17 protein-coding genes and 3 tRNA genes are annotated in these 18,697 nt (G+C 62.4%); all 20 read right to left on the bottom strand.

Annotation, left to right across the window (positions count from 1 at the left end):
* Positions 1-6 precede the first annotated feature (6 nt).
* Positions 7-714, bottom strand: a complete 708-nt coding sequence (locus E0E00_RS08525) for a site-2 protease family protein (RefSeq protein ID WP_242622203.1) — start codon at positions 712-714, stop codon at positions 7-9.
* A gap of 17 nt (positions 715-731) precedes the next feature.
* Positions 732-1,031 (bottom strand): hypothetical protein, encoded by a 300-nt coding sequence (locus tag E0E00_RS08530; RefSeq protein ID WP_130812108.1) that lies wholly within the window; start codon positions 1,029-1,031, stop codon positions 732-734.
* Positions 1,024-3,030, bottom strand: coding sequence for an ABC-F family ATP-binding cassette domain-containing protein (locus E0E00_RS08535; RefSeq protein WP_130812109.1), 2,007 nt, complete (start codon positions 3,028-3,030; stop codon positions 1,024-1,026). The genes E0E00_RS08530 and E0E00_RS08535 overlap by 8 nt, the downstream gene beginning before the upstream one ends.
* Positions 3,031-3,171: 141 nt before the next feature.
* Entirely contained in the window at positions 3,172-3,549 is a 378-nt protein-coding gene (locus E0E00_RS08540) for a VOC family protein (protein ID WP_130812110.1), read from the bottom strand.
* Positions 3,550-3,676: 127 nt separating this feature from the next.
* Positions 3,677-3,751 (bottom strand) — tRNA-Val (locus E0E00_RS08545).
* Between the two features lie 50 nt (positions 3,752-3,801).
* Positions 3,802-5,781, bottom strand: coding sequence for an acyltransferase family protein (locus E0E00_RS08550; protein WP_165443628.1), 1,980 nt, complete (start codon positions 5,779-5,781; stop codon positions 3,802-3,804).
* Positions 5,782-5,972: 191 nt separating this feature from the next.
* Positions 5,973-6,347: a hypothetical protein gene (locus tag E0E00_RS08555; protein WP_130812112.1), complete on the bottom strand. Its 375-nt coding sequence runs from the start codon at positions 6,345-6,347 to the stop codon at positions 5,973-5,975.
* Positions 6,348-6,510: 163 nt separating this feature from the next.
* Positions 6,511-6,586: transfer RNA gene (locus E0E00_RS08560), tRNA-Ile, on the bottom strand.
* A gap of 42 nt (positions 6,587-6,628) precedes the next feature.
* A tRNA-Ala gene (locus E0E00_RS08565) sits at positions 6,629-6,704 on the bottom strand.
* A gap of 411 nt (positions 6,705-7,115) precedes the next feature.
* Positions 7,116-8,138 carry an alpha-hydroxy-acid oxidizing protein gene (locus E0E00_RS08570; protein ID WP_130812113.1) on the bottom strand — a complete coding sequence of 341 codons (1,023 nt, stop codon included), beginning with the start codon at positions 8,136-8,138 and terminating at the stop codon, positions 7,116-7,118.
* A gap of 76 nt (positions 8,139-8,214) precedes the next feature.
* A complete protein-coding gene (locus E0E00_RS08575; protein WP_130812114.1) occupies positions 8,215-9,936 on the bottom strand; it encodes a proline--tRNA ligase in 1,722 nt (573 codons plus the stop codon).
* Positions 9,937-10,011: 75 nt separating this feature from the next.
* Complete coding sequence (ispG, locus tag E0E00_RS08580; RefSeq protein ID WP_130812115.1) at positions 10,012-11,106, bottom strand: flavodoxin-dependent (E)-4-hydroxy-3-methylbut-2-enyl-diphosphate synthase; 1,095 nt, start codon at positions 11,104-11,106, stop codon at positions 10,012-10,014.
* A 2-nt stretch (positions 11,107-11,108) separates the two neighbouring features.
* Entirely contained in the window at positions 11,109-12,488 is a 1,380-nt protein-coding gene (locus E0E00_RS08585; RefSeq protein WP_130812116.1) for an RIP metalloprotease, read from the bottom strand.
* Positions 12,485-13,684: a 1-deoxy-D-xylulose-5-phosphate reductoisomerase gene (dxr, locus tag E0E00_RS08590; RefSeq protein ID WP_130812117.1), complete on the bottom strand. Its 1,200-nt coding sequence runs from the start codon at positions 13,682-13,684 to the stop codon at positions 12,485-12,487. Before dxr ends, E0E00_RS08585 begins: the two co-directional genes overlap by 4 nt.
* Complete coding sequence (locus tag E0E00_RS08595) at positions 13,681-14,634, bottom strand: phosphatidate cytidylyltransferase (protein ID WP_130812118.1); 954 nt, start codon at positions 14,632-14,634, stop codon at positions 13,681-13,683. The genes dxr and E0E00_RS08595 overlap by 4 nt, the downstream gene beginning before the upstream one ends.
* Positions 14,631-15,416 carry an isoprenyl transferase gene (locus tag E0E00_RS08600; protein WP_130812119.1) on the bottom strand — a complete coding sequence of 262 codons (786 nt, stop codon included), beginning with the start codon at positions 15,414-15,416 and terminating at the stop codon, positions 14,631-14,633. The genes E0E00_RS08595 and E0E00_RS08600 overlap by 4 nt, the downstream gene beginning before the upstream one ends.
* A complete protein-coding gene (gene frr / locus E0E00_RS08605) occupies positions 15,417-15,962 on the bottom strand; it encodes a ribosome recycling factor (RefSeq protein ID WP_130812120.1) in 546 nt (181 codons plus the stop codon).
* A 2-nt stretch (positions 15,963-15,964) separates the two neighbouring features.
* Positions 15,965-16,687: a UMP kinase gene (gene pyrH, locus E0E00_RS08610; protein WP_130812121.1), complete on the bottom strand. Its 723-nt coding sequence runs from the start codon at positions 16,685-16,687 to the stop codon at positions 15,965-15,967.
* 228 nt (positions 16,688-16,915) lie between these two features.
* Positions 16,916-17,785 carry a translation elongation factor Ts gene (gene tsf, locus E0E00_RS08615; RefSeq protein ID WP_130812122.1) on the bottom strand — a complete coding sequence of 290 codons (870 nt, stop codon included), beginning with the start codon at positions 17,783-17,785 and terminating at the stop codon, positions 16,916-16,918.
* 51 nt (positions 17,786-17,836) lie between these two features.
* On the bottom strand, positions 17,837-18,622 hold the full coding sequence (gene rpsB, locus E0E00_RS08620) for a 30S ribosomal protein S2 (protein WP_130812123.1): 786 nt from the start codon (positions 18,620-18,622) through the stop codon (positions 17,837-17,839).
* Positions 18,623-18,697 lie beyond the last annotated feature (75 nt).

The following is an 18,697-nucleotide window of genomic DNA, read 5'->3' on the forward strand; positions in this document are numbered from 1 at the left end:
CGAACGCTAGGCCCCCATGAAAAGATCGTAGAGCGAGCCTGCCGTGGAGTCTAGAATCCACCCAAGAGGGTCTACGTTAAAGGCGTAGGGGATGAGGTAGAGCGCCACAACGAGAATGGGCATCGCATACTGTTGCACCTGGTAGTAGATACGGCGGGAGCGCTCGCTTCTAAAGAGCGGCGAGATGACCTTGGAGCCGTCGAGCGGGGGCAGCGGTATGAGGTTGAAGCACATGAGCATGAGGTTCACGTAGACGTACGTCGAGAGGACCATGAGCGTCCAATACGCCACCTGGTACCAGGGATTCACGGCGAGCGCCCCAGAGTTGAGCCCCGAAGTGAACCCCCAATACGCGAGGCGGCAGACAGCTGCTCCGGCAAGTGCCTGCAGGAGGTTGCAGACCGGGCCGGCAAGAGCCACCAGCGCCTCGTCGCGGCCGCGCGTCTTGGAATCGAAGTTCATGGGATTGTAGGGCACGGGCTTTGCATAGGCAAAGATTGGCCCCCCAAAGGCACCCATGATGAGCGGAAGGATGACAGAGCCAAAGGGGTCAATATGTGCGGCAGGGTTAAGCGTGAGGCGCCCTGCGTTCTTGGCCGTGGGGTCTCCAAGCCGGTTGGCCATCCAGCCGTGGGCCACCTCGTGCGGAATGGCCGAAAGCATGACGAGGCCCACCGAAATGAGAATCGAGATGACGCGAGAGGTCGAGAACACGTCACACCCCTTTCTGACTAGATACGGTAGGCGGCCCTTGCGAGCAGCCAGTCTATGACAAAGAGCACAATGGCGACAAGGGCGAAGTCACCCCTGAAAGCTCCGCCCATGGGCGTGCGAAAGACGAGGAGGCCTTGGATGGGCTCCGGGACCATGCCGGTTGCAACGCCGTTGATGCCAAGAAGCGCCGTATGGAGCATACCCACATCGAGCGAATCGGCAATCACCAGGATGCAGAGGGCCACGGCAATCACACGCGTGACGAGCGCGACCGCGCGCAGGACAGCGCGAGCCCCAGGGCGTCCGAGGCTACGCATCGGCCTCGCCTGCCTCCATTGCCTCAGAGAGCTCAAGCCACTCCTGCTCGAGTGCGGGAATCTTCTTGGAGAGGGCATTGTACTCGCTCATGCAGGCATTAAAGCGGTCGGTGTCGTTGTAGAGCTTCTCGTCTGCCATGAGCGTCACGAGCTCGTCGTAGCGGTCGTGAGCGGGACCCAGGGCTGATTCCACCTCCTGCAGACGACGCTTTGTCTTGCGTAGCGCCTTGCTTCTGCGGTTGCGCTCCTCGGCCTCGGCACGGCGCTGCTCCTTGGTCTTAACGTTGCGGCCGCCTGCGGCCCGCTCGGCGGGCTCTGGCATGACCCGCGTGGTCCTTGCCGGTGCGGGCTGGTTCGCAGGCACCGCCTGTGCCGAGGCTGCAGCCTCAAGCTCGGCACGCTTGAACTGGTAGTACTCGTAGTCGCCATCGTAGAGCGTCACCTTGTGATCACGCACGTCGACCACCTTGTTGGCCACGGCGCGCACGAGGTGCTCGTCGTGGCTGATGAGCACAATGGTGCCCGGGAAGTGAACCAGAGCCTGCTCAAGCACGTCCACGGAGTCGATGTCAAGGTGGTTGGTGGGCTCGTCGAAGCAGAGCAGCGGGTCTGGCGCCACAAGCATCTTGGCAAGGGCGAGGCGTGCCTTCTCGCCGCCAGAGAGCACCGAAACGCGCTTGTTGACGTCGTCTCCGTGGAAGAGGAACGCCCCTAGGAGGCGGCGCTCCTCAGAGGTGGTCCAACCCGGAGCCACGGCGTCCATCTCCTGGAGCACCGTGTTTGCCGGATCAAGCTGCTCGAGCTGGTGCTGTGCGTAGTAGGCGCAGGTGACGTTCTGCCCAAGCTCGACTGCGCCCGAATCCGGCCCCAGGTGCCCGTTTATGAGCTTCATGAGGGTTGACTTGCCGGCGCCGTTGGGACCAACGAGCGCAACGTGGTCACCGCGGTAGAGCGTGAGGCCTACATGGTCGTAGACGTGGTTCTCGCCAAAGGACTTCGAGACGTCCTCCACCCTCACGACGGTGTCGCCTGTGCGTGGGGGCTCAGGAAAGGAGAAGTGCACCTTCTTTGAGCCCTCGGGCAAGATGACAAGTTCGCTTCTTATCTGCTCGATGCGACGCATGCGCTCCTGTGCCTGTGCAGCCTTTGTGGGCTTGTAGCGGAACTTGTCGACAAAGACCTGCATGTGGGCGATCTCTCGCTCCTGGGCGGCGCGCTTGGCGCGCATCTGCTCGAGGTTGTCCTCGCGCTGGTGCAGATAGGCGGAGTAGTTGCCCGTATAGGTAGCGAGGCGGCGGTTCTCGACGGCTGCCACGTGGCTCACACAGGCGTCCATGAACGAGCGGTCGTGGCTCACGAGAAGGACTGCGCCGTCATAGGTTGAGAGGAAGTGCTCGAGCCACTGGACACTCTCGAGGTCAAGGTGGTTGGTGGGCTCGTCGAGGAGGAGCAGGTCGGGGTGACGCAGCAGCAGCTTCGAGAGGGCGATGCGCATCTGCCAGCCACCGGAGAAGTCCGACGCCGGCTTGTCGAAGTCCTCGATGGGAAAGCCGAGGCCACCGAGTATCTGACGCGCACGGGCCTCAAGCTCATATCCGCCTAGGCGCTCGAAGCGGTCTTGGGCGTGGCCGTAGTCGTCAAGCAGGCGGTCAAGCTCGGGGCCGGGCTTCGTGGTCGAGATCTTGGCCTCAAGCTCCGTGACGCGGCGCTCCCACCCCTTGACCTCATGGGCAGAGTCGACAACCTCCTGCAGGGCGGTCTTCTCGCCGTCAATCCTGGTTTCCTGCTCGAGGTAGCCGACGGTGGTCTCCTTGGCAAAGGAGACGGTGCCCTCGTCAGGGGTCTCTTGGCCCATGATGATCTTGAGCAGCGTGGTCTTGCCGGCGCCGTTGGGGCCAACCAAGGCCCAGCGCTCGCCCGCGTTGAGCTGGAGCGTTGCCTGCGAGTAGAGAACCCTGCCACCAAAAGACTTGGCGATCTTGTCTGCGAGTGCTATCACGTGAACCCCTCGGGATGCCAAATTTACCAAGGGGTGAGTATACGGTACACACGTGCAGATGAGGTGGGGATGGAGGCAGCGTGCGGCGGGGCGGGAAATGGCCGCGGCTGGTATAACGTCCCCATGACGCCGTCGGCTCCCCTACTCCGCAACCGTAAGGTGAAGCGCGAACCCAGCAATCTGCCGCTTGAAGTAGACGAGAAACGTCGAGCCATCGGGATTGGTGACGCGCGAAGAATCGTCAACCTCAAGGCCACGCGCTGCAAACCACTTCTCAGCAGCAGCGATGTCGTTCACGTGGAAGCCAATGTGGCCCTTCTCCCCGCGCCCGCCGCGCTTCATGACCTCGACCAGGGTGCCGGCAAAGAAGGAGGGGGCCTTCTCGATGCGCGTGAGCCCCATCAGGGCCTCGAATTCCCCAGCGATACGGCTGGCCTCTTCCTCGTTTGCGGCATTGATGCCCACATGGGCCACGTGCATGTCGAAGAGCTCAACGGGGTTCTCAGCGTTCTGTGCCATTTGGTTTCCTCCAAGCAACGTGCGTGGGTGACTTGCCCACACCAAGGCTATCACCACGATGGCTCCCACAGTCACCGAGAAAAGAGACAGGCCGGACAACCAATGGTCATCCGACCTCTAAGGCAAATGGTGGGCGATGCTGGATTCGAACCAGCGACCCCATCCGTGTGAAGGATGTGCTCTACCCCTGAGCCAATCGCCCGTGCGGCTTGCTATGTTACCAAAACAAGCCGGCGGCGCAACCGAGAATTCTCACCTTCCCGTGATTGCTTCGCGAAGCATGAGGACGTAGGCGTCCGCGCCTTCGGGGCGCAGGTGCGTCCCATCGTCCCAGAAGTACTCGTCGTGACCCGCGCTCGTAGCGTACCAGTCGATGACCTCGCAGTTGGAATACTGGGCCGCCACCTGCCTGAAGAGGTCGTTGTTGAGGTCTTGCAGGGCGAGGGGGACGCGCGCTGTCACGAGGAACACCCTCTTGCCGGGGTCCACCGCCTCGACGAGGGCCTTGACCTGATCCTCGGTCGCCACGCCATTATTGCCAAGCGACCACACCACAATGTCGCCATCATGGCCTGCGTCAACGTCCTGCGTATAGATATCTGGACCGTCGTAGATCTGACGGCCCACGGTTGCGTCAATGTAGCCGTTGGGGAAGATGGTCTCAAACTGGTTGATGGCACCTGCCGGAACAGAGTCGCCGATGAGGATCACCTTTGCGTCGGTGGCACCGGTCTGTGCGTCTACGTCGTAGTTCACGTTGTTGATGGACGAGAAGGCCCCGTCGAATGCGGTCCTCTCAAAGTACGTGCCCGAGTCATCGTAGCTCTCGAGGCTCTCGGCCTGCTGGGTGAGAGCCGACTCCTGGCCGGCTGCCGCCGCCTGCGGCGTGTTTGCCGTCTCGGCGTCAAGCGGGACCAGCATGAGCACGAGGACCGCAAGCACGCCGATGCCCTCTATCACGAGCCTCGGTAGGGGCTGGGCAAGAAGTCCGCGCGTAAGCCTCGAGTGGGAGACGCCGCGCTGCGCTCCTGCCACTCGGCCGCCAACGTAGGTGGGAACGGACGGGAGCGGGCGGACGGGCGCCGTTTCCAAGAGCCGATAGGACAGCTCCGAGAGAGCCGCAATGGCAGCAAACTCGAGGAGCCATCCCCACCAGGGCAGAGGCGCTGTGTTTGTGACTGGGTTCAGGATGACCAGGAGCGGGTAGTGCCAGAGATACAGCGAGTAGCCACGTTTGCCGACCTCGGCCAAGGCCGGTGCCCCAAGGACGCGACCAACGAGCGTGGGATTGGAGCGAGACATGCATCCGACGATGAGCGCCGAGAGGATTGCGACAACGAGCATGCCGCCGCGGTACACAAAGTGGCTGTAGCCGTTAAAGGTGAACATTATGGTAACTATCACGAAAAGCGATGTCGCTGCAATGATGTCATAGGCGATGGGGAGGACGCCACGCTCTCGAAGCGCCGGGACAAGCCTCTCCAGGCGCACGCCGCACCCACCGGTAGCGATGGCGAGAAGCGCACCGACAAGCAGCTCGGCCGCACGGGTGTCAAGACCGTAGTAGATGCGAGCCGTGTCTCCCATGGGATCAAAGAGCACCCACATGGCAATCGAAGAGAGCGCGATGAGCGCGCAGACCACATAGCACGCATGGCGTCGAGTTGGCATCGTGCGCGAGAGCAAAAGGAGCACCGGTGGCCACACGATATAGAACTGCATCACAACGCCGAGGTACCAGAGATGCGTGAGCGGAGAAGGCGCACCCGCCGCGGCAAAGTAGGACACCTGGCGCACGATGTAGTAGATGTTCTCGAAGAACAGGAGTGCCGGGAGGGCGTCGCTCTGGACCTTGGGGAGCAGGTAGGGTGCACGTATGGCCGCGAGGATAACGGTTACGCCGACCACGGCAAGCATGGCGGGCCAAAGCCTCACGGCACGCTTGAGGAGAAGATGCCCGTACTCGATCGAACCCGTACGCGCGACTTCGCGCTGGATGGAAAGCGTGAACAGATAGCCGCTTATCACGAAGAAGACGGTCACGCCAAAGAAGCCGCCCGGAAGCCAGCTTGGGTTGGCGTGGTAGATGACGATGCCGAGAATGGCTATCACACGAAGGCCGTCAAGCCCCAGCACGCGCCTCTTGCCCGAACGGGCGACGGACGACCGAGAAGATGCGCCAGCGTTGGGAACCGCCAAATTGCCGCACCCACTGATTACCGCACGCTCCACGCCCACCTACTCTCACACGAATGCCATCGGAACAACACGGACAACGCTGCTTATTCTATGGCAAAGTAGTCCAAATGCTTATGACACTTTTCAGGCAGGAAATCTTGGCTGTGCCGTCCATAACCAGCATGACAGGGAGCGAGACCGCCATGCAGGGTGGCTGCACTGGTCGCAGTCTGGTCCCTAGGCGCCTAGACCCTCTCGACGCTCTTCTTTACGGCCGCCGTGGCGATAGTGACGAGAAGCGCAAGGACAAAGGCAATCACGCCGACCACGACTGGCGCAATCTGGCCGTCGGCAAACGTAACATCACCAGCGCAGAGAGCCCCGGCGACAACCGTGGCACCAGCAGATGGACCCATGAGCTTTGGCGCGCCTGAGGGAACATTTGCGACTCTCGCTCCGCGCGCACCCACGAGGATCGCGAACGCCGAGGCAAGGACAACGAAGAGGTCTGTGATATCGATGCCAAGGACTGCGAGCACGATACCCGCAACAACGCAGGCGCATCCTGCGACAAACGCAACTATTCCCGAGACCTTGAGCCGCTTAGCTTCTGGAGACATGTCCCACCCCTGTTCGACGATGCAAGCCGTACCCTTGGCTTGGTGACCAAACGTGGCTTGTATACCCAATAGAGAACCAAGGGTAACCGACCAGGCTTGCAACCCAAGGTCGATAAAACGAAACCAGGTCACAGCCGCAATGGCTGTGACCTGGAAATGTTCATGGTGGGCCCAGTAGGATTCGAACCTACAACCCAGGGATTATGAGTCCCCTGCGCTAACCGTTGCGCCATGAGCCCGTACGAAAAAGGGCGACGGCAAACGCCGCCGCCCTGAATGCATGGTGGAGAATAGGGGGTTCGAACCCCTGACCTCGTGACTGCCAGTCACGCGCTCTCCCAACTGAGCTAATTCCCCATGGGTTGGTGCGGGAATTACTATACCAGATGAGATTCATTGGTCAACAACTATTTTGAAAAAGCCGGTGATCGTCGAGAGGACAAGAAGAGGCCATTTGCGGGGCTTCGGACGGCCTTCCGTCCAAACCTTGCCGAAGGTCTTTTGCGGAAGACATGGGAAGCACTCCCTAGGCTGTGCCTGCTGGCGAGAATAACCGGTCGTGCGTACGCACGAACGCCACTTCTCGCCAGCCTGCCTACGTTTCCCGAGTTGGGTGAGAGGTGCCTGTCAACAGCTGAGGGTTGTGTGTACGCACGACCCCGGATTGCCGCCACCCGAGACCCTTTCAGAGGTGCAAATGGCAGAAGTCGCAGGTTGTGCGTACGCACAACCCGGATTTTCGGTCGCCGCGCGCCTTCCAGTCAGCCCCTACCAGCTCACCATGCCGTCAGTGATGTCGGCAACGGTCTCGGCACCGCACATCTCCATCGTGTTCGAAAGCTCGCCCCGAAGCTGGGCGAGATAATCGCGCACACCCCGCTCTCCCCCACCGTACATGGCCACCACGAACGGCCGGCACATGAGGACCGCGCTCGCGCCAAGGGCAAGCGCGCGGAAGACGTCGATACCGGTGCGAATACCGCCGTCGACTAGCACGATGAGCTCCTCCCCGACGGCCCGCGCAATCTCGGGAAGCACGGTTGCTGTGGCCTCGACGCCATCCTGCACACGTCCACCGTGATTGGAGACCACGATGCCGTCGGCTCCGGCCTTGAGTGCCTTCTCGGCACCCCGCTCGGTCATGATCCCCTTGAGGACAAAGGGGGTATCCGCCGCGTGGCACGCTTTGGCGATCTCCCGCAGCTGCGAGACGCCCTTGGTCCCAGCAGGCGGCTGTTGCCCCTTGAGGAAGGGCAGACCGGCCCCGTCGATGTCCATAGCCACGGCCGCAGGACGGGCAGCCAGTGCAAGTTTCAGCTTGTCCCGCACCACATCTCTAGACCAGGGCTTGATGGTGCATATGCCACATCCATCAAGGCCGGAAATGGCACGACAGGCCCCCTCGTGCAATGACGCGGCGAGACCGTCGCCCGTCCAGCCCAGCGTGCCCGCTCCTGCCGCCGCCCGGAGCATGACGTCGTTATAAGAGTCCATGGTGTACTTGGGGCCGTAGTGGAGGTTCACGTCACCGAGCGGGCCCACCATTACGGGAAGGGATAGCTGCCGGTCGAAGAGCGTCACTGAGGTGTCTGGGACAAATGGCTCGTGAATCGTATCCATGTGCACCATCACCGACTGCCAGGCCTCGTAGTTGCGGATGGCCACCATCCCCGTACCCTTGGCACCTGGTCCCGGAATGTGGTTTTTGCAGGCCCTCCCATCACAGATGGGGCATGCCTTGCAGGCTCCCATCTGCCCGTGCGCCGCCTCCGCCAACTCTACGTAGCTCATGCCACCCATGGTGCTCCCCCAAATGCGAAAGGGGCCGCGGTTGTTCTGCGGCCCACATGCTGCTAAAGACAAGAGCTCACGCGCGCTCAGAGGCAACGCGTGCCGAGAGAACCGATGCCACCTCGTCGATGTGGACCTCGGTCCGCTCGCCCGTCGCACGCACCTTGAGTTCGACGTTTCCGTTCTTGATGGCCTTCTTGCCGCAGACGACCTGATACGGGAAGCCCATGAGGTCCGCATCGGCAAACTTGACACCCGGGCGCTCCTTGCGATCGTCCACGACGACCTCCACGCCCCTCTCAACGAGTCCAGCGGCAATCCTATCGGCCACAGGCCACACCACGTCATCGCACACGTCAAGGGGCACAACCTCCACCTCGTACGGAGCCACGGCCACGGGGAACGAGATGCCATGCTCATCGTGGTGCTGCTCGACCACGGCGGCAAGCATGCGAGAGACGCCTATGCCGTAGCAACCCATCTGGAGCAGGCGCTCCGTGCCATCGGGGTCGGTGTAGGTGGCTCCCATGGATTCGGAGTACTTGGTGCCGAGCTGGAACACCTGGCCCACCTCAATGCCGCGCGCCATGGAGAGGGGCTTTCCGCACTTGGGACAGAGGTCTCCAGCTTTGGCAGAGATCACGTCCACCCACTCTGCATCGGCAATCTGGAAGTCACGGCCGGGCTTGGCGTGCACGCAGTGGAAGCCCTCCTCGTTGGCACCGATGATCCACCATTGGGAGTCACGTAGCGACACGTCAAAGCACGCGCGCACCCCCTCGGGGAGGCCAATGGGCCCAATAAAGCCCTTGACCAGCCCAAACTGCGCGAGTTCCTCCTCGGTCATCATGTGATACGCACCAAAGGCGTGTTCGGCCTTCACGTCGTTCATGTCGTGGTCGCCGGGAACAAAGCAGACGGCCGGGCTCCCGTCGCCATCTACGAGCGCCAGCGCCTTGCGTGTAGCGCTCTCGGGAACGTGCAGGAATGCCGCCAGCTCCGCGATGGTGCCGCATCCTGGCGTCTCGAGCTTCTGAAGCTCGCCCCGCTCACCCTCCTCGAGCTGGACCGGTGCGGCTGCCGCCTCGGTATCTGCTGCAAAGCCGCACTCGTCACAGTAGGCGATCTCGGCCTCGCCAGCATCGGCCAAGGCCATGAACTCCACGGACGTGTCGCCGCCAATCTGGCCAGAATCTGCTGCCACGGGAAGCGCCCGCAGCCTCACCCGCTCGCAGATACGCGCATAGGCGCCCTTCTCGTCGTTGTAGGAGCGCTGCATGCCTTCCACGTCCGCATCAAAGGAGTAGGCGTCCTTCATGATGAACTCGCGGCCACGCATGAGCCCAAAGCGGGGGCGAAGCTCGTCGCGGAACTTGTCCTGAATCTGGTAGAGCGTCACAGGAAGCTGCTTGTAGCTGCGAAGCTCGTGACGGACCAAGTCGGTAAAGGACTCCTCGTGCGTGGGACCCAGCGCAAACTCGCGTTCGTGGCGGTCGGTCAGCCGCATGAGCTCAGGACCGTAGGCGCTCCAACGGCCCGACTGGCGCCAGAGCTCGCCATCGGTGAGGATGGGCACGAGCATCTCTTGGGCGCCAATGCCCTCCATCTCGTCGCGGATGATGGCCTCGATCTTCAAGAGCGAGCGCCACGCAAGCGGCAGATAGCTGTAGAGCCCCGATGCAGACCTGCGAATCATGCCCGCTCGGAGCAGGAGTCGGTGGCTGGCAAGCTCCGCCTCGGCAGGGTCCTCCTTAAGCGTAGGCGCGTAGAGCCCGGTCATCCTTGCATACGTTTTCACGGTGAGAGTCCTCTCCCCCGGCACCGCGGCCGGGCATCATGCGCCATAAGCGGCACCATGCAATTCTACGGCCGATCAGGCATCAAAGGCGCCGGGGAAACGACGCGCAATCTCGGCCATGAGTTCGTCCACGATTTTGTCAGCAGCCACTTTGCGCAAGGGCTTTCCACTCTCGAAGAGCATCGCCTGTCCGCGGCCACACGCAACGCCAAGGTCCGCATCGGAAGCCTCGCCGGGGCCGTTCACCACACATCCCATAACGGCCACCGAGATAGGCGCCTTGACGCCAGACAGGCGCTCGCCAACCTCCTCGGCAATGGGGATCATGTCGACCTGGCATCGCCCGCAGGTGGGACAGCTCACAAGCTCTGGGAAGCGACGGCGCATGCCGAGCGCCGAGAGGAGCTCCCATGCCACACCCACCTCCTCGACGGGGTCTGCCGTGAGCGAGAGGCGCATGGTGTCGCCAATCCCCTTCTCAAGGAGGATGCCCACGCCTGCCGCATTCTTGACCGTGCCCTGCCTAAGCGTTCCAGCCTCGGTAACGCCTACGTGGAGAGGCACGTCGGGCAGCGCCTCCGAGAGCGCGCGGTAGGTGGCCAGCGTGGTGGGAACGCTGTGAGCCTTGGCAGAGAGCACGATGTCGAGAAAGCCGCGGTCGCGGAAGTGCTCGACAAATCCCCGTGCCGAGGCAACGAGCTTCTCGGGAAGCGTAAGGTCCTGCCGGGTGGCAACCTTATCGTCGAGAGAGCCGGCGTTAACGCCAATGCGTATGGGAATGCCCGCCTCGCCGCAGGCATCAATCACCGCGTCAACGCGCTCCCAGGAGCCGATGTTTCCTGGATTCACGCGGAGCGCCGCGGCGCCGCGGGCCGCAGCCCCCAGGGCAAGCCGATAGTCAAAGTGGATGTCTGCAACAACGGGCAGCGGGGACTCCGCGCAGATGTGCTCGAAGCCGTCGAGCGACGCCGCGTCGGGGACGGCCACACGGATGATCTCGCAGCCGGCCTTGGCAAGCTTGTCGATCTGGGCGAGCGTGGCGGCAGCATCTGCGGTCCTGGTGGTGCACATCGATTGCACCGAGACGGGCGCTCCGCCGCCAACGGGAACGTCTCCCACCATGATGCGACGCGTGAGCTCGCGTGGGAGGGCCTTCTCATCAAGCTGCATGGTTAGCCGCCAATCACAAAGTTGAGGATGTCGTTTCTCATGGCAACGACAAAGACGAAGAGGAAGAAAGCGAGGCCCACATAGCTCACGATGCTCTGGGTGCGGGCGGAGACCTGCCGCTTGGAGATTGCCTGGATGACCTCGATGAGAATCTTCCCGCCGTCAAGCGGCGGGATGGGGAGCAGGTTCATGAAGCCGAGCGACATCGAGATGGCACCCATGAAGAAGACAAGCGTAGGCACGCCAGCCGACGCCGCCTCAGAGGCCATGACCGAGATGCCCACCACCGAGCTGGACTGGTCAAGCACCTCCATCGTGTGGGTGGGAACGATGAGCTTCGCCGCATACTCCGCCACAAGGCCCCCATATGCAACCGAAGCACGAAGCGACTGGCCCAGCGAGGGGTAGTATGTGACGACGTCATTGGTGATGCCCAGATACTCAGCAGCCTGGCCGTCGACAAGGTCAACGGTGGTCTCGTATCGAACGCCGTCGCGCTCGTAGTCGATCGTGAAATCGGTTCCCGAGGAGAGGTAGGACTTGATCGCCGAGACGAGGCCCTCGTAGGTCGAGACCGACTGGCCGTCCACAGCGGTGATGCGGTCTCCGGCCTCAAGCCCGGCTGCCTCGGCGAACGAGTCCGCCGTAACGCTCCCGATTACGGGCTCGTTGGAGGCAACCTGGATGCCTGTGACCATGAAGGAGCCCGCGACAACCACGAGCGCCAAGAGCAGGTTCACGAGAGGACCAGCAAGGAGCATCGCGCAGCGGCGCCAGAAGCCGCATCCCAGGTAGGTGCGCGAGCGCTCGTGGGCGAGAAACTCCTCGGCATCCATGCCGGGATCGCGTGGCTCGCCATAGGCGGTGGTCCCAGCCAAAGAGAAGTCGTGTCCGCGATCGTACTCGGTGAGCAGGGCGCCATCACGGCGGAGGGTCTCGAAGCTCGCCGGCCAGTCGGACTGGCCCTCACGCTCGCCAAGCGCCGGGTCGTAGTGGGGCTTCACGGCGGCCCAGTCCGTAAGCGTGGCAAGAAGGCCATACGCCCTGTCCATATCGCAGCCGAGCTTGGCGGCCAGGTCGGCAACAGAGATTCTGCCGGCGCGCTGGACGATCATAAGGGCAGGCGCCAGAAGCTCATCGGTGGTGTTCTCCATGCCACAGATGCGCGTGTAGCCACCAAGCAGGATGGGCGTCACGCCAACCTCAGTCCCGTGGCCCTTGCTCTTCCTCGAGAGCTTGAACCGGCAGGGCATTCCCAGGAAGAACTCGGTCACGCGTACGCCGCAGACACGAGCCGCAAGGTAGTGGCCGCCCTCATGCACAAAGACAAGAAGCGAGAGGACGATAACGCCCCAGAAGATTGCAGAGACGACCCCTATCATGAGCGGGCCTCCCTCACTAGCTTGCGTGCAAGGTCACGCGATCGGGCATCGACCTCAGAAAGCTGCTCCAGGCTATCGACGGGCACGGATGTGGTCTGCTCCATGACCCGAGAGATGACGCGCTCGATATCGAGGAAGCCGCACTCGCCTGCGCGGAACGCCGCATTGGCAACCTCGTTGGCCGCATTGGCAGCGCACGGCATCGTGCCCGCGATGCGCCCGGCCTCCTTGACGAGCGCCAGGCAGCCGAAGGTCCTCTCGTCAGCCTCGCCAAAGGTAATGGGAACCTCCTGGCACCAATCGACGGGCTTGGTGGGTGCACACCAACGCTCGGGGAAGCTCAATGCGTACTGGATGGGGATGTGCATGTCCGAGGGGCCAAGCTGCGCCTTAACCGAGCCATCTGCAAACTCGACCATCGAGTGGATGCGGCTCTGGCGCTGGATGAGCACCTGGATGTCGTCGACGCCCATGCCAAAGAGGTGGTGCGCCTCGATGACCTCCAAGCCCTTGTTGGTAAGGGTTGCGCTGTCGATGGTGATCTTGGCGCCCATGCTCCAGGTGGGGTGCACAAGGGCGGCTGCGGGGGTCACGCGTTCGAGCCCCTCTCTCGTCATGCCGTAGAAGGGACCACCCGAGCAGGTGAGCCAAATGCGTACAAGGTCAGACTCCCGCTCACCAACGAGGCACTGGAAGATGGCGCTGTGCTCAGAATCGACGGGGATGAGCCTGCCCGGTTTGGCAAGCGGCATGAGAAGGTCGCCGGCAACGACGATGGACTCCTTGTTTGCATAGGCAAGAATCTTGTCGGCAGCCAGGGCGGCATAGCCGGCAGCCATGCCAGCCTCCCCCACCACGGCGTTGACCACGCAGTCTACGTCGGAAAGCTCGGCAAGCCCGGTTACCGCTTGGGGGCCAAAGCCCACCTCGCACCCCTCGGGAAGCTCGGCAAGGGCCGGGTCTCCCCTGTGCGAGGCGTCCGCAACGGCCAGGTGCGTAGCGCCAAGCTCCCTCGCGGCGGAAACAAGCGCCTTGCACGACGAGCTTACCGACAGGGCAACGACTTTGAGGCGGTCAGGGTGCTGGCGGCACACGTCAAGCGTCTGCTTGCCAATGGAGCCCGAGCACCCCAGGATGGCGACCCTAAGCACCTCGGGGCGCATGGGGCGCTTGTCCGGGGACGGGAACAAACTCATAGGATTCCCCCAAAGAAGAGTACGAAGTATGCTGCCATGCTGCCAAAGAGCATGGAGTCAGACCTGTCGAGAAGTCCGCCGTGGCCCGGCATGAGGTTGCCGGAGTCCTTGACGCCCACGCCTCGCTTGAGGCGAGACTCGAAGAGGTCTCCGATGACACCGGCGATGCCCACAAGAAGTCCACCCAAGACTGCACGGGGCATGTCGAGGCCCGCAATGCCAAAGGCGGCCAAGGCACCCCAGATGAAAACCGAGGCTATGATGCCGCCGTAGAACCCCTCCCAGCTCTTGCGTGGGGAGATGCGAGGGGCAAGCTTGTGGATGCCAAACCTGGAACCCACGGCATAGGCAAACGCGTCATTGGCCCAGATCGAGGACATGACGCCGAAGGTAAGCGTCGCACCCGTGAAGCCCGTATCCACAACGCGGATGAGAACCAGGCTCGAGAAGGCGAGCGAGGTGTAAAGAGGGCCAAAGACCGTGATGGCAACATCGGCCACGTTCGCGCGGGGCGTAAACACGTACCAGGCGGCGCAAACGGCCAGGAGCAGGAAGGCGACGATGACAAGCCCGCGGAGGCCGGTCGCGTACGCTGCGAGCGGGAAGAGGACGGCCGCACCAAGTCCCACGACCTCGTTGGGCATGCGACCACCCATGCGGGCAATGCGGAAGAACTCCGAGCAGCAGAGCCATGCCATGGCACTGATCATGAGTGTGGTGGCAAGGGGTCCAAGGTACAGGCAGACGAGAACGACAATGGCATAGATGGCACCCGACGTGGTGCGTGTAAGGAGCCGCTCCGTCCATCCCCGCGCGCGCTGTCCCACAAGCGCACCCGCAGTACGGCGCTCCTCCTTGGCATCGCGCCTGTCCTCGAGCTTGTCTATGTGGCGGTCGATGCCGACGCTCTCGCGCTGGTCCTGCGGCCTCTCGGGACCCTTCTCGCTCAATGCTCCACGACACCCCCAAACCTACGGTGGCGCCCCTGGAACGCACGGACCGCACGCAGGAAGTCCCATCGCGAGAAGTCGGGCCACATGACGGGGGTCACATAGAACTCGGTGTAGGCAAGCTGCCAGAGCAGATAGTTCGAAAGGCGCATCTCGCCTGACGTGCGGATGAGAAGCTCCGGGTCTGGAAGGTCAGCCGTATAGAGACGAGAGGAGATGGCCTTCTCGTCAATGTCCTCGGAGCGCAGCGTTCCCAGCGCTACATCTTGGGCCACCTCACGGGCGGCGCGGGCAATCTCGGCACGCGACCCGTAGTTCACAGCCAAGGCGAAGGTCATGCCGGTATGGTCGGCTGTCTCGCGAAGGCCCTCATGGAACGCCTCTGCGGTCTCTGTGGGCAGGGCATCGATATCGCCAAAGAAGCGCAGGCGAACGTTTTCCTGGTGAAAGAGCGGAAGCTCGTTTAAGAGCGTGGTCGCGAAGAGGTGCATAAGGAGATTTACCTCGTGCTGAGGGCGGCACCAGTTCTCGGTCGAGAACGCATAGACCGAGAGCACGTCCAGACCGAGCCTCACGCTCGTGGTAACTGCCTCGCGCAGAGAGTCGACACCGGCCACGTGACCCTCAGAGCGATCGAGCCCCCGAGCCTGCGCCCAGCGTCCGTTGCCATCCATGATGATGGACACGTGACGGGGAATGCGCCCCAGGTCAACGTTGGCAAGGCTTATGTCCTCGGGAGGGTTGGCGTAGTATTCCCCGAGCTTCTTCTCGTCTGCCCGCACCTAGATCTCCATGACCTCGGCGGTCTTCTCCTTGAGCATGGCATCGACGCGCTTGACGTAGTCATCCGTGAGCTTCTGGACCGCCTTCTTCTCGCGGGAGACCTCGTCCTCGGAGAGCTCCTCGTCACGGTCGAGCTTGTTGTTGGTGTCACGGCGGACGTTGCGGATGGAGATGCGAGCCTCCTCGGCGATGTCCTTGCACTCTCGGGCGAGCTCGCGGCGACGCTCCTCGGTGGGCTTGGGGAACGGCAGGCGGATGGTGACACCGTCATTGGACGGAGTGATACCAAGGTCAGACGCCTCGATGGCCTTCTCGATGCTCCTGAGGGCACTCTTGTCCCACGGCTCGATGACCATCATCGAGGCCTCGGGCACCTTCACGCCAGCAAGTTGCGTGATGGGCGTGGGCTGACCGTAGTAGTCGACCTTGATGGGGTCGAGGATGCGTGGGTTGGCGCGACCGGTGCGGACGCGGGAGAAGTTCGTCTGGAGGGCTTCCAGGCACTTGTCCATGTGCTGCTTTGCCTTATCGGTGTACTGGCTCATGCTTACTCCTCCTCGATGACGGTGGTGCCCACGTTCTCGCCCACGAGGGCTTTCATGAAGATCCCATCCTGGTCCATGTCAAAGACCATGATAGGCATCTTGTTGTCATGGCAAAGGGCGGTTGCCGTGGCATCCATTACCCTGAGGTCGCGGGCGAGGACCTCCTTGTAGGTAATGGTATCGAACTTGATGGCCTCCGGATGAGAGACGGGGTCGGCGTCGTAGATGCCGTCGACCTTGGTGGCTTTCATCAAAACCTCAGCGCCCACCTCGCAGGCGCGGAGGGCAGCGGCGGTATCGGTCGTGAAGTAGGGATTGCCGGTGCCTGCGGCAAAAATAACGACGCGACCCTTCTCGAGGTGCCTTATCGCGCGGCGGCGGATATAGGTCTCGCATACCTGGTGCATCTCGATTGCGCTCATGACGCGGCAGTCCATGCCGTTGCGCTCGAAGCAGTCCTGCAGCGATAGGGCATTGATGACCGTTGCGAGCATGCCCATGTTGTCACCCTGCGCGCGGTCCATGCCTGCAGCCGCGCCTTGGATGCCTCGGAAGATGTTGCCACCGCCCACGACGACGGCAATCTGGACACCGTCCTCCCACACGGGCTTGATTTCCTCGGCGAGCCTTTGCGGTACCTTAGGGTCGATGCCGAAGGCCTGGTCGCCCATGAGGGCCTCACCGGAAAGCTTCAGAAGAACGCGCTGGTACTTGTAGGTCGACAAGCAATCCTCCATTCATAGTAACGTCACGGCAGCCCTTCGCCTTAACCGTAACCCTGTCGATTCTATCAGAGCTCCAAGGTTGCTCCCGTGCGCCCTCGGCGAGTGTAGGGTCTCTGCATACGGAGGACATTTCATCTACCTAAGCCTGCGGACAAGACAAGAAAACGCCCCATCAGGCCTACGCCTGACGGGGCTCGATGGAGAACTCTGTATGAACCAGGGTTTGTGTCACTCGCCGAAGTTGAATCGGACGAAAGTAACAACCTTGATGTCGTCGCCAAGGTCCTTGGAGACCTTCTTGGCAAGGGAGGAGATGGTCTCGTTGGAATCCTTCACGAAGACCTGCTCGGTGAGGACGCTCTCCTTGTAGAACTTCTCGAGCTTGCCGAGGGCAATCCTCTCCTGGATGGCCTCGGGCTTGCCGGACTCGGCGGCCTGAGCCTTGTAGATGCCCATCTCGTGGTCAATAACGTCCTGGGGGACATCCTCGCGCACGGCGGAGACGGGGTTGGAAGCAACGACCTGCATGGCAACGTCATGCGCGAAGGTCTTGAACTCGTCGGCGGAAGCGGTCTCGGGCTTGGAGAAGGAGAAGCTCACCATGTCGGCGTGCTTGCCGTCGTGGTGGATGTAGCAGCCGATGGCACCATTCTCGGCGGTGAGACGCCCGAAGCGGTTGATCTTCATGTTCTCGCCGATGACGTGGATCATCTCGGTAAGCTCGGACTCGACGGTGCCCTGACCCATGGGGCAAGCCTTGAGGGCATCGACGTCGGAGGGGTTGCTCTTGGCGACAACCTCGGCAATCGCGTGGGCGAAGTCCTTGAACTTGCCGTTGGTGCCCACGAAGTCGGTCTCGCAGGTGAGCTCGACTATAGCGGCGACCTTGGCGTCATCGGAGACGTAAACGGCAATGGTGCCCTCGTTGGTCTCGCGGCCGGCGCGCTTGACGGCCTTGGCAAGACCCATCTTGCGGAGGACGTCGACGGCCTTGTCAAGGTCGCCATCGGCCTCGACGAGGGCCTTCTTGCACTCCATCATCGGGGAGTCAGTCATCTCGCGGAGCTGCTTGACGAGGGCGGCAGTAATCTGTGCCATGTGAACCTCCAGAAGTATTGGTGAGCGTGTCGGTTGTGCGGTGGGCGTGACCTACTCAGCCGCAGGGGCCTCGGGGGCGGGGGCGGCGGCCTCCTCGGTTGCGACGGGCGCGGAAGCCTCGCCGGTCTGCATCTCCTCAGCGGTCACCTGGGTCTCACCGGTGCCGGCCAGCACGGCGTCAGCCGCAAGCTCGCACATAAGGGAGACGGAACGGATGGCGTCATCGTTTGCGGGCACGCCGTAGTCGATGACGTCGGGGTCGGAGTTGGTGTCGAGAAGCCCGACGACGGGGATGTGCAGGCGGTTGGCCTCACGGACGGCAATCTCCTCGCGCTTGGTGTCAACGACGAAGATGGCCTGGGGAAGCGAGGTCATGTCGCGGACGCCGCCGAGGTTCTTCTGGAGCTTGTCGAGCTCCTTGGTGAGAAGCGCCTGCTCCTTCTTGGGGAGGGCGCTCATGCGGCCATCCTCGACCATGGCCTCGAGCTCCTCCATGCGGGCGATGCGGGAGCGCATGGTCACGAAGTTGGTGAGCATGCCGCCAAGCCAACGCTGGTTGATGTAGGGCATGTGGGCACGCTCTGCCTGGGTCTGGACGGGCTCCTGGGCCTGCTTCTTGGTGCCCACGAAGAGGACCTTGCCGCCCTTGGCAGCGGTCTCACGCAGGAAGGTGTAGGCCTTGTCGGCATCAAACAGGGTCTGCTTGAGGTCGAGGATGTAGATGCCGTTGCGCTCGCCAAAGATGTAGGGCTTCATCTTGGGGTTCCAGCGGCGGGTCTGGTGACCGTAGTGGCAGCCTGCGTCGAGAAGGGTCTGGATGGTAACCTTAGCAGCCATGTTTGACCTCCATTGGTTGGTCCTCCGCGCGATGTCATCCCCGAAGTACCACCCCTGGCCTGGCTTAGAGCCCGG

The organism is Olsenella sp. Marseille-P4559 (genome assembly GCF_900605015.1).
Lineage (GTDB): Bacteria > Actinomycetota > Coriobacteriia > Coriobacteriales > Atopobiaceae > Tractidigestivibacter.

Excerpts from the sequence above, each read along its gene's own strand:
- E0E00_RS08530 (WP_130812108.1), bottom strand. The coding sequence starts at position 1,031 with ATGCGTAGCCTCGGACGCCCTGGGGCTCGCGCTGTCCTGCGCGCGGTC.
- E0E00_RS08540 (WP_130812110.1), bottom strand. The coding sequence starts at position 3,549 with ATGGCACAGAACGCTGAGAACCCCGTTGAGCTCTTCGACATGCACGTG.
- E0E00_RS08555 (WP_130812112.1), bottom strand. The coding sequence starts at position 6,347 with ATGTCTCCAGAAGCTAAGCGGCTCAAGGTCTCGGGAATAGTTGCGTTT.
- E0E00_RS08570 (WP_130812113.1), bottom strand. The coding sequence starts at position 8,138 with ATGAGCTACGTAGAGTTGGCGGAGGCGGCGCACGGGCAGATGGGAGCC.
- ispG (WP_130812115.1), bottom strand. The coding sequence starts at position 11,106 with ATGCAGCTTGATGAGAAGGCCCTCCCACGCGAGCTCACGCGTCGCATC.
- E0E00_RS08585 (WP_130812116.1), bottom strand. The coding sequence starts at position 12,488 with ATGATAGGGGTCGTCTCTGCAATCTTCTGGGGCGTTATCGTCCTCTCG.
- dxr (WP_130812117.1), bottom strand. The coding sequence starts at position 13,684 with ATGAGTTTGTTCCCGTCCCCGGACAAGCGCCCCATGCGCCCCGAGGTG.
- frr (WP_130812120.1), bottom strand. The coding sequence starts at position 15,962 with ATGAGCCAGTACACCGATAAGGCAAAGCAGCACATGGACAAGTGCCTG.
- tsf (WP_130812122.1), bottom strand. The coding sequence starts at position 17,785 with ATGGCACAGATTACTGCCGCCCTCGTCAAGCAGCTCCGCGAGATGACT.
- rpsB (WP_130812123.1), bottom strand. The coding sequence starts at position 18,622 with ATGGCTGCTAAGGTTACCATCCAGACCCTTCTCGACGCAGGCTGCCAC.